The sequence below is a fragment of the Sandaracinobacter sp. genome (assembly GCF_041909755.1).
Lineage (GTDB): Bacteria > Pseudomonadota > Alphaproteobacteria > Sphingomonadales > Sphingomonadaceae > Sandaracinobacteroides.
The window spans coordinates 1-9,516 of the sequence record NZ_JAYRCW010000096.1 but is presented as its reverse complement, the minus strand read 5'-3'; the positions used below and the strand labels follow the sequence as shown (position 1 = coordinate 9,516).

Here is a 9,516-nt window from a genome sequence, read left to right as displayed (position 1 = left end):
GGTCCACAACGCGGCACAGATAGACGCCTGCTTCCGCGACCAGCCAGCGGCCCAGTTCCAGCGCGAAGCGGCTGTTTGCCAGCACCGCCGGGCGCGCATCCAGGATGGCGCCGAGGCCTTCGCCCAGCGCGGCGAGATCGAGCGCCAAATCTCCGGGGAAATAGGGCACGCCGAAGCCGCCGCCGAGGTTGACGAGCGGGGCCTGAAGCCCGGCTTCCGACAGCAGATCCGCAGCCAGCGCGACGGACTGACGCTGGGATTGCAGGATCGCATCTACGGACAGGTTCTGCGATCCCGCGAACAGGTGCAGCCCTTCGAACCGGAACGGCGCCTCGCCCATCCGCCGCAGCAACGGCCCGGCGGCCGCCGCATCCACGCCGAAGGGGCTGGCCGCGCCCCCCATCTTCATGCCGGAGCCTTTCAGCGCGAAAGGCGGATTCACCCTGAGCGCCACCCGCGCCGGCAGCCCCAGCCGCGCGGCGATCGCCGCCAGACGATCCAGCTCGCCCGCGGATTCCACGTTCAGCGCAACGCCTGCCCTGACCGCCGCCTCAAGCTCCCGGTCGCGCTTGCCGGGGCCGGCAAAGCTGATGTGCGCGGCGGGCATTCCGGCTGCCAGCGCCTTCGCCATTTCCCCGGCGGAGGCGACATCGAAGCCGTCCACCAGACCCGCCATATGGGCGAGCAGCGCAGGCAGCGGGTTGGCCTTGACCGCGAAATGCAGCTGCAGCGCGCCGGGCATGGCGGTCCGGAACGCCTGGACCCGGGCCGTCAGCAGCGCCCGGTCATAGAGGAACAACGGCGTGTCCCCCGCCGCCGCCACCCAGTCCTCCGCCGCCTTCCCGGCGACGAGCAGCCGCCCGGCCGCGTCGCGGCCGAAGCCCTGCGGCATGCGGTCCGTCATTGGCCGAACTGCTTGCGGATGGCGCTGCGGTCCAGCTTGCCGTTGGCGGACACCGGCAGCGCATCCATCCAGACGAGCCCGGCGGGTTGCATATAGTGCGGCGCTTCCTTGCGGAACCACGCCATCAGCCGGGCCTCGGCGTCTGCCGGTTCCGTGCCCGCCGCCGGGGCGGCCACCAGCCGGATGCGCTGCCCCGCGAGTTCATCCGGCAGGCCAAGCGCCACCACCTGCGCCACCGCCCCGCTCTGGTGCGCCAGTTCCTCGATCTCGGTGGGGGAGACGCGGGTGCCCATCGTCTTGATCGTCTCGTCTTCGCGGCCCACGAAGGTGATGAGCCCCTCGGCATCGCGCACCACCGTATCGCCCGACCAGACGGCCGTTCCGCCATGGCGGGAGGCGGGCGGTGCGGGCCGGAAGCGCTGTGCCGTGCGATCCGGATCCTGCCAGTACCCCCGTGTGACGAGCGGGCCGCAATGGACGAGCTCGCCCGGCTCCCCATCGGCCGTCAGGCTGCCATCCGGGCGGACGACCAGGATCTCTGCGTCCGGGATCGCGCGGCCGATGCTGGATGGGTGGCTGTCTGCCAGCTCCGGCGGCAGCGTCGTGGACCGGAAGGCTTCCGTGAGGCCATACATCAGGTGCAGGCGCGCGGCCGGAAACAGGGTGCGCAGGGCCTTCACGGTGGGCACCGGCAGGCGGCCGCCGCTGTTGGACAGGGTGCGCATGGCCGAGACAGCTTCTGCCGGCCAGTCCAGCGCGGCGAGTTGCACCCACAGCGGCGGCACGGCCGCCAGCTGGGTGATGCCGTGGCGGGTGCAGGCCTGCACGACGTCGCGCGGGGTGAGATAGTCGAGCAGCGCCACGGCTGCACCCGAATGGAAGGCCGTGGTCAGCTGGGAGAAGCCGAAATCGAAGCTGAGCGGCAGCACCGACAGCAGCCGGTCGTCCGCGCCGGTGCCCAGATAGGCCGCCACGCTGCGCGCGCCGACCAGCAGGTTCCGGTGGGTGACCATCACGCCCTTGGGCGCGCCGGTGGAGCCGGATGTGTAGAGCAGTGCCGCAAGCGCATCCGCGCCCTGCCCGCGCGCATCGAGCGCCGGTCCTGCGGCCAGCGACGGCCAATCCGTTTCCAGCAGCAGCACCGGGCAAGGGGCATCCGCCAGCGTCGCGGCGCGGGCCTTGTGGGTGACAAGGAGGCCGGCGCCGGAATCGACGAGGATGTGATGCACCTGCTGGCCGCGCAGCACCGGGTTCACCGGCACCATCACCAGCCCGGCGCGCAGCAGGGCGAACAGCAGCACGACGCATTCCAGGCTTTTCGGCAGCCACACCGCGACGCGGCTGCCTTCGCCCAGCCGCGCGGCCAGCGCGCCCGCGACGGCGGACACCTGCCCATCGAGGTCGGCATAGGTCAGCCGCCGGTCGCGGTCGATCAGCGCCGGATCGGCCGGACGCCCGCGCTTCAGCAGTTCGTCCCCCCGCTGCATCGCCTCAGCTTCCGTAGGGGTTGCGGCCCGATCGCATGTTGATGCGGATCGGCAGGCCCTTCAGGTCCAGATCGTCGCGCAGGCTGTTCACCAGATAGCGGTTGTAGCTTTCGGGCAGCTCGTCCAGCCGGTTGCCGAAGACGATGAAGGTGGGCGGGCGGGTGCGGGCCTGGGTGATGTAGCGCATCTTGATGCGCTTGCCGCCTGGCGCCGGCGGCGGGTTGCGATCCAGCGCGGCTTCGAACCAGCGGTTGAGCGCCGCCGTCGGCACCCGCCGGCTCCAGCGTTCGCGGGTTTCGAAGGCGACTTCAAGCAGCGTATCCAGCCCCTTCCCGGTGAGGGCGGAGACGGTGAGGACGGGCACGCCGCGAACCTGCGCGAGGCCTTCATCCAGCGCCTTCTTGATGCCGTTGAACAGCCGGCTCTGATCCTGTGCGGAATCCCATTTGTTGATGGCGACGATGAGCGCGCGGCCTTCCTGAAGCACCATGTCCGCGATGCGCAGATCCTGCGATTCAAGGCCCAGCGTCGCATCCAGCAGCAGCACCACGACTTCGGCGAAATCGACGGCGTGGCGGCCATCGGCGACGGCCAGCTTTTCCAGCTTGTCCACCACCTTGGCCTTGCGGCGCATCCCCGCCGTGTCGATCAGATCGACCCGGCGGCCGTTCCATTCCCAGGGGATGGCGATCGAATCGCGGGTGATGCCCGCTTCCGGCCCCGTCAGCAGGCGGTTCTGGCCCAGAAGCTTGTTGATGAGCGTGGACTTGCCCGCGTTGGGGCGGCCGACAATGGCGAGCTTCAACGGGGAATCCGCTGCCGGCTCCTCGGCCTCCGGCTCGTCCTCGCCGGGTTCGGGGATCAGTGGGGCGAGCGCTTCGAACAGATCGGCCAGCCCCTCGCCATGTTCGGCAGAGAGCGGGACAGGATCACCCAGGCCCAGCTCGAACGCCTCCATCAGGCCCGCCTCGGACGCCTTGCCTTCGCACTTGTTGGCGACCGGGATGATGGGCACGCCCGCTTCCTGCCGCAGCCAGCGGGCGAAGTGCCGGTCTGCCTGTGTGAGGCCCTGCCGGGCATCGATCACGAACAGGGCAGCAGCCGCACCCTCCAGCGCAGCGCGCGATTGCAGGCGCATCCTGTCTGACAGGCTGCCGGCTTCCGCTTCCTCGAGCCCGGCGGTGTCGATGATGGTGAAATCCAGATCGAACAGGCGGCCGCGCCCCTCCCGCCTGTCCCGCGTGACGCCGGGCTGGTCGTCCACCAAAGCCAGCTTCTTGCCCACGAGCCGGTTGAACAGCGTGGACTTGCCGACATTGGGTCGCCCCAGGATGACGACGCGGGGAAGGCGTGGATCCGCCATCGGGCTAGCGGTAGGCCGAGACCGTGCCGTCGTCTGTCAGCACATAGAGGATGTTGTTGGCGACGACGGGCGGCAGATAGGCGGCCTCGCCCAGTTTCTGTCGGGCCTGCACCTCGCCCGTCTGGGGCGAAACATAGGCCATTTCCGCTTCGGACGACACGAGGATCAGCCGGCCGCCCGCAAGCACCGGGCCGAACCATTCGATGGCGCCCTTCTTCTTCTTGGCGTTCTTCCAGCGGCCGAGATCGCTGACCCAGCGGATCTTGCCGTCGGTGCGGCTGACGGCGACGAGCTGGCCTTCGACGGTGACGGCAAACACCCAGTCCGCCACGGGCCAGGGCGAGTTCACGCCGGCGAATTCCCGTTCCCAGACGCGCTGGCCGGTCGCCATTTCCAGCGCCACCATGCGGCCGCCATGGCCAATGGCGAACACGCGGCCGCGATCGATCACGGGCGAAGCGGCGATGCCGGAGAGCGCGCCGAGCGCGGTGGTGCGGCCGGTGCGGGCCAGCTGATCCTGCCAGGCGGTGCGGCCGTTTTCCACGCGCAGCGCGAACAGTTCGCCCGACGGGAAGCCCGCGACGACGGTGTCGAGGGCGATGGTGGGCGCCCCCGGCCCCATGATGGCGGCGGGTTCGACGGTGGCATTGGCCTGCCACAGCTGTTCGCCGTTTTCGGCGCTGAGCGCGGTGAGCTGGCCGTCCTGACTGGTGACGAAGACGCGGCCGCCTTCGACACCCGGCGCGGCGCGCAGGGGCGTCGGCAGCTTCACGCGCCACACTTCCGCACCGGAGGCGGCATCGAGGGCCGCCACGACGCCGAAGCCGGTCGTCGCGAAGACGCGGCCGCCCATCACGCTGACGCCGCCGCCGAAGGCCGGGCGGGTGCCTTCGCCCTTCAGCTCGATGGCGCGGCGCCACATTGGCCGGCCGGTGGTGGCGTCGAAGGCGGACACCTGGCCTTCGGTGTCGATGGTAAAGAGGCGGTTTTCCGCGATCACCGGGGTGGCGTTCAGCTTGCGGGTGGCATCAGAGCCGGTGCCGATCTTCGCCGTCCAGATGCGCTGGGGCGTTTCCGACAGGGCGACATGGCCGAGATTGCCGGCCGCGTTGCCGGCTGGCTGGGTCCATTCGGCGTTCACCTGCGCGGCGGGCAGGATCACGTCCACGCCCTGCAGCTCGGCCTCGGCCTCCACCTGGCGTTCATAGTCGAGAACGGAAATACGCTCGCCCATGGTGGCGGGCTTCTTGCCCTTGCTCTTGAAAGCGCCGCAGCCGGGCAGCGCCAGCAGCGCGACCGACACCAGGCCCAGAACGGTTGCCGTCCTCATGCGGGGGGTCGTCCTCATTTCGCCGCTCCCGCATCGGCGGAGGTTGCCGCCGGAGCTTCGCCGTCTGCCTTGGCTTCGGCCTCGGCCTTGCGGCGGCGTTCATCCTCGATCTTGGTCACGTCCTGGCCCAGGGTCGCCGCCATCTGCTCGGCGCGGGCGCGCAGCGACTGGGGCGAACGCTCGTCGGCGGCGATGCGGTAGAAGAGCGCGCCGGCCTTGTCGGGCGCGCCGGCCTTCAGATGGGCGAGCGCGGCGAGTTCGCCCGCGATCGGGAACCAGGGGCTGTCGCCGGCCAGATAGGGCTCGGTGCGCTTCAGCACCTCGGCGGGGGGCAGCTTGTCGAACTCGATGCGGAGCTGCTTCATCGCTGCGACATCGCGGAACGCCTGCGCGGCCTTCACATCGCCCGCGACCTGCTTCAGCTCGGCCGCCGCCTTCGCCTCGTCTCCGCCGTTGAGGGCGATGCCGGCCTTCGCCATGCCGGCGAGCGCGCGATAGCCCTGGCTGGGGCCGGACGCGATCGCCTCAAGCTCTTTCAGCGCCTCGGTCGAGCCGCCGGATTCGGCCTTTTCAAGGGCGGCGGTGAATTGTTCGGAGACGGCCTCGATGCGGCGGGTCTGTTCGGCGCGCCACCAGAACCAGCCGCCGAGCGCCACAAGGCCGAGCACCACGGCCAGCAGGATCCAGCGCCCCCAGGTGACGAGGAACTTCTTCATCTCGTCTTCGCGATAGGCTTCATCCACTTCCCGGATGAAGGCGTCGTCCCTCGGGTCGGAGGGCTTGCTGGGCGGTGTGCTGGCCAAGGTTTGTTCCCTGAATAATGTAGGGCCGGGCAAAGCCGGCAACATCCTCTTCGGTCTGTCGCCAGTCCTTTAGAGAGTGGTTCGGCAAACCGAAAGCCCCCTCCACAGGCCCGGCGGCGGGCCTGCTATCGCGGGCCGCGCTTTGCGGGCCGATGAACGGGCTTCAGCCTTTGGGCGGCTTCGGCAGGTAAAGCTCGGCCTCGGCCGGGAAGCTGCGGTCGCGGACGGCCTGGGCATAGGTGGCGGCGGCGGCCGAGATCCGGTCTGCGAGGGTGTCGAAGCGGCGCACGAAGCGGGGCACGCGCTCGAACATGCCCAGCATGTCGTCCACGACCAGCACCTGCCCGTCGCAGTCGGGCGAGGCGCCGATGCCGATGGTGGGGCAGGCGACGGCGGCGGTGATCGCGCGGGCGACGGGTTCCACCACGCCTTCCACCACCAGCGCGAAGGCGCCGGCGGCGGCCACGGCCCGTGCATCGCCCTCGATCTTGGCGGCTTCGGCCCCGCTGCGGCCGCGCGCGCCATAGCCGCCCAGCGCATTCACCGCCTGCGGGGTGAGGCCGACATGGCCGACGACGGGGATGCCGCGCTTCACGAGGAAGTCGATCGTGGGGGCCAGCACCTCGCCGCCCTCCATCTTCACCGCTGCCGCGCCGGTTTCGCGGAGCACGCGGGCGGCGGTTTCGAAGGCCTGTTCGGGCGATGCCTCGTAGGTGCCGAACGGCAGATCGACCACGACAACGCTGCGGTAGCTGCCGCGAACCACGGCGGCGCCATGGGCGATCATCAGGTCGAGCGTGACCCGGACGGTGGTATCCAGACCGTAGATCACCTGCCCGAGGCTGTCGCCCACCAGCAGCATGTCGCAGTGGGGATCGAGGAGCTGCGCCATACGGGCGGTGTAGGCCGTCAGCATGACGACAGGATCGGCCGTGACGCCGCCCTTCTTGCGCGCCTGGATGGCGGGCACGGTGAGGCGGCGGACCGGTTCCGGCACGGGATGCGCGCGGGACGTTGCGGTATCGAGGGTGAAGGTGGTGGACATGGCCGCCCCCTTAGCGCTTCGGTTCGGGGCTGTCAGGTGCGGCTTGCGGGGCGGGATCCAGCGGGGCGGCCTGCGCCGGCTGCGCGGGGGCCTCCCGCTCGGCCTTTTCGCGGCGCTTGCGTTCCTGCCGTTCGGCCTTCGCCCTGTCCTGCGCTTCTTCCTCGGCCGTCTGGGTGGTCGCATCCACGGCGGTTTCGACGGCCGTTCCCGCCACATCGACGGCGGCGCCAACTGCGCTTGTCACCAGGCAGCCCGGCAACAGCAGCAGGAACGACAGGGCGGCCAGTTCGCGCATCATCCTTGATCCTTCCCCATCGGCTTGCCGTCTTCCTTGCGGAAACCGGCGGGCAGCGGCGCCTCCAGAAGATCCAGCACCTCTTCCGACGGCCGGCACAGGCGGACACCCCGCGCCGACGAGACGAACGGGCGGTTCACCAGCACGGGGTGGCGGATCATGGCCGCGATCAGCGCCTCGTCGTCTGCCGTTTCCAGCCCGGCGGCTTCGGCCTGCTTCTCGCGAAGGGCCTGTCGCGGGGTGAGGCCGGCGGCGGCGAACATCCCGATCAGTTGCCCGCGCGTCCAGCCCTGCTTCAGATAATCGACCACGAGCGGGTCCGCGCCGCTGGCGCGAATGGCGGCCAGCACGTTGCGCGACGTGCCGCATTTCGGGTTGTGATAGATGGTGATCATCGGGGCGTCTCCGTCGCGTCCGGCGCTTCGGCGGTGTCGGCAGGCGCGCGCTGGAGCGCCCCCGATGCGGCCCGGCCGGCGGCGGCGCCCGCGGCCGGATTGGCCGTCGCCACGCCCACGGCCGCGCCGGCCGCCACGGGGGCCGCCGCCCGGGCAACGGCTGTCGTCGCCTGTCCGGCGGCCTGCACGGGCGCCGTGACGACGCGGGTGGGGCTGCAGGCGCAGGCGGCGAGGCCGAGCATGGCGATGGCGAGATGGGGTTGCATGCGCGTTCCTTCCGGGGCGCGTTCCTGCCCGTTCGGCGGCGGATTGGCAATTGCGGCTTGTCGCATACCGACCGGTTGGTATGTTTGCACCATGGCCGCCGAGTCGCTTGCCTTCGCCCCCTCGGATGCGCCCGCGCGCCAGAAGCTGCTGGCGGCGGCCATCACCCTCATCCGTCGCAATGGCTATGCCGCGACATCCGTTGACGAACTGTGCCGGGCGGCCGGGGTGACCAAGGGGGCGTTCTTCCACCACTTCGCCTCGAAGGACCGGCTGGCGGTGGCGGCGGCCGAGCATTTCACCAGCGTCGCCGCTGGCTGGTTCATGGCCGCGCCGTTCCTGCGGCTGGAGGATCCGGTCGATCGGCTGCTGGGCTATGTGGATTTCCGGCTGGCGCGGCTGACCGATGATCTGTCGCAATCGACCTGCCTGCTGGGCACGCTGGTGCAGGAGGCGTATGAGAAATCCCCCGAGATCCGCGAGGCCTGCTTCGCCGGGATCAAGGGGCAGGCGGGCGGAATCGAGGCGGACTGCGCCGCCGCGATCGCCGCCCATGGGCTGTCGATGGACCCGCATGGGCTGGCGCTGCACACCCAGGCGGTGTTGCAGGGGGCGTTCATCGTGGCGAAGGCGGCCGGATCGGCGGAGCCAGCGCGCGGCAGCCTTGTTCATCTGAAACGCTATCTTGCGATGCTGTTCGACAGGCCGATGGAGGGAGAAAGCGCATGACCGACACGAGCGAGTGCCCGAGCGGCGATGGCCCGGCAGGCGGGGTGACGCCGCATCTGTGCGTGGCGGACGCCGCCGCCGCGATCGACTTCTATGCCCGCGCCTTCGGGGCGACAGAGGTGATGCGCCTGCCCGGCCCGGACGGGCGGCTGATGCATGCCTCTGTCCTGCTGAACGGGGCGATGGTGATGCTGAACGACGAATATCCCGAAATGGGCGGGCTGGGGCCGAAGGCGCGCGGCGGCACCTCTGTGACGCTGCACCTGCATGTGCCCGACGTGGATGCCGCCGTGGCGCGGGCGGTGGAGGCCGGTGCGCGGCTGGTGATGCCGGTGGAGGACATGTTCTGGGGCGACCGTTATGGGCTGGTGGAGGACCCCTTCGGCCATCAATGGTCGCTCGCCACGCCGGTGCGGGCCGTTTCGGCGGCCGATCTTGCCGAAGCCGTCGCGAAGATGGGAGGCTGACCATGGCAAGGAACCTGATGCCCTGCCTGTGGTTCGCGACCGAAGCGCTGGAAGCCGCGGACCATTATGTCGCGATCATTCCCGACAGCCGGATCGACAACATCATGCGTGGCCCCGACGGCGATGTGGTGCTGGTGAACTTCACGCTGGCGGGCAAGCCTGTGATGGCGCTGAACGGCAACCCGCAGCCGGGGTTCGTGGACGCCTGTTCGATGGTGGTTTCCTGCGAGGGGCAGGCGGAGCTGGATCGCATATGGGACGGGCTGCTGGCCGGCGGCGCCACCAAGGCGTGCGGCTGGCTGGCCGACAGATACGGCGTCGCCTGGCAAGTGGTGCCGGACAATCTGCCCGACTTGCTGGACCCGGCCGATCAGGCGGCGGTGGGACGGGTGATGCAGGCCGTGATGGGGATGATCAAGCTGGACATCGGGGCG

At 70.1% G+C, this 9,516-nt stretch carries 12 protein-coding genes; 3 read left to right on the top strand and 9 right to left on the bottom strand.

Annotated elements, in window-relative coordinates; all coding sequences use genetic code 11:
• The 9 genes from ACE3O8_RS11475 to ACE3O8_RS11435 form a co-directional block, all read right to left on the bottom strand.
• On the bottom strand, positions 1-904 hold a 904-nt coding region (locus ACE3O8_RS11475; RefSeq protein ID WP_374389860.1), incomplete at its 3' end, for an alanine racemase.
• On the bottom strand, positions 901-2,391 hold the full coding sequence (locus tag ACE3O8_RS11470; RefSeq protein WP_374389858.1) for an acyl-CoA ligase (AMP-forming), exosortase A system-associated: 1,491 nt from the start codon (positions 2,389-2,391) through the stop codon (positions 901-903). The genes ACE3O8_RS11475 and ACE3O8_RS11470, both read right to left, overlap by 4 nt.
• A gap of 4 nt (positions 2,392-2,395) precedes the next feature.
• A complete protein-coding gene (gene der / locus ACE3O8_RS11465) occupies positions 2,396-3,754 on the bottom strand; it encodes a ribosome biogenesis GTPase Der (RefSeq protein WP_374389856.1) in 1,359 nt (452 codons plus the stop codon).
• 4 nt (positions 3,755-3,758) lie between these two features.
• Positions 3,759-5,084, bottom strand: a complete 1,326-nt coding sequence (locus tag ACE3O8_RS11460) for a PQQ-binding-like beta-propeller repeat protein (RefSeq protein ID WP_374389854.1) — start codon at positions 5,082-5,084, stop codon at positions 3,759-3,761.
• Positions 5,085-5,098: 14 nt separating this feature from the next.
• Positions 5,099-5,887 (bottom strand): tetratricopeptide repeat protein, encoded by a 789-nt coding sequence (locus ACE3O8_RS11455; RefSeq protein ID WP_374389852.1) that lies wholly within the window; start codon positions 5,885-5,887, stop codon positions 5,099-5,101.
• A gap of 163 nt (positions 5,888-6,050) precedes the next feature.
• On the bottom strand, positions 6,051-6,932 hold the full coding sequence (panB, locus tag ACE3O8_RS11450; protein WP_374389850.1) for a 3-methyl-2-oxobutanoate hydroxymethyltransferase: 882 nt from the start codon (positions 6,930-6,932) through the stop codon (positions 6,051-6,053).
• A gap of 10 nt (positions 6,933-6,942) precedes the next feature.
• Complete coding sequence (locus ACE3O8_RS11445; protein WP_374389848.1) at positions 6,943-7,227, bottom strand: hypothetical protein; 285 nt, start codon at positions 7,225-7,227, stop codon at positions 6,943-6,945.
• Positions 7,227-7,622: an arsenate reductase family protein gene (locus ACE3O8_RS11440; RefSeq protein WP_374389846.1), complete on the bottom strand. Its 396-nt coding sequence runs from the start codon at positions 7,620-7,622 to the stop codon at positions 7,227-7,229. The genes ACE3O8_RS11445 and ACE3O8_RS11440 overlap by 1 nt, the downstream gene beginning before the upstream one ends.
• Complete coding sequence (locus ACE3O8_RS11435; protein ID WP_374389844.1) at positions 7,619-7,888, bottom strand: hypothetical protein; 270 nt, start codon at positions 7,886-7,888, stop codon at positions 7,619-7,621. Before ACE3O8_RS11435 ends, ACE3O8_RS11440 begins: the two co-directional genes overlap by 4 nt.
• A gap of 91 nt (positions 7,889-7,979) precedes the next feature.
• Between ACE3O8_RS11435 and ACE3O8_RS11430 the strand changes: the two genes are divergently transcribed.
• The 3 genes from ACE3O8_RS11430 to ACE3O8_RS11420 all read left to right on the top strand — a co-directional run.
• Positions 7,980-8,615: a TetR/AcrR family transcriptional regulator gene (locus ACE3O8_RS11430; RefSeq protein WP_374389842.1), complete on the top strand. Its 636-nt coding sequence runs from the start codon at positions 7,980-7,982 to the stop codon at positions 8,613-8,615.
• Positions 8,612-9,082 (top strand): VOC family protein, encoded by a 471-nt coding sequence (locus tag ACE3O8_RS11425; protein ID WP_374389840.1) that lies wholly within the window; start codon positions 8,612-8,614, stop codon positions 9,080-9,082. The genes ACE3O8_RS11430 and ACE3O8_RS11425 overlap by 4 nt, the downstream gene beginning before the upstream one ends.
• A 2-nt stretch (positions 9,083-9,084) precedes the next feature.
• On the top strand, positions 9,085-9,516 hold a 432-nt coding region (locus ACE3O8_RS11420), incomplete at its 3' end, for a VOC family protein (protein ID WP_374389838.1).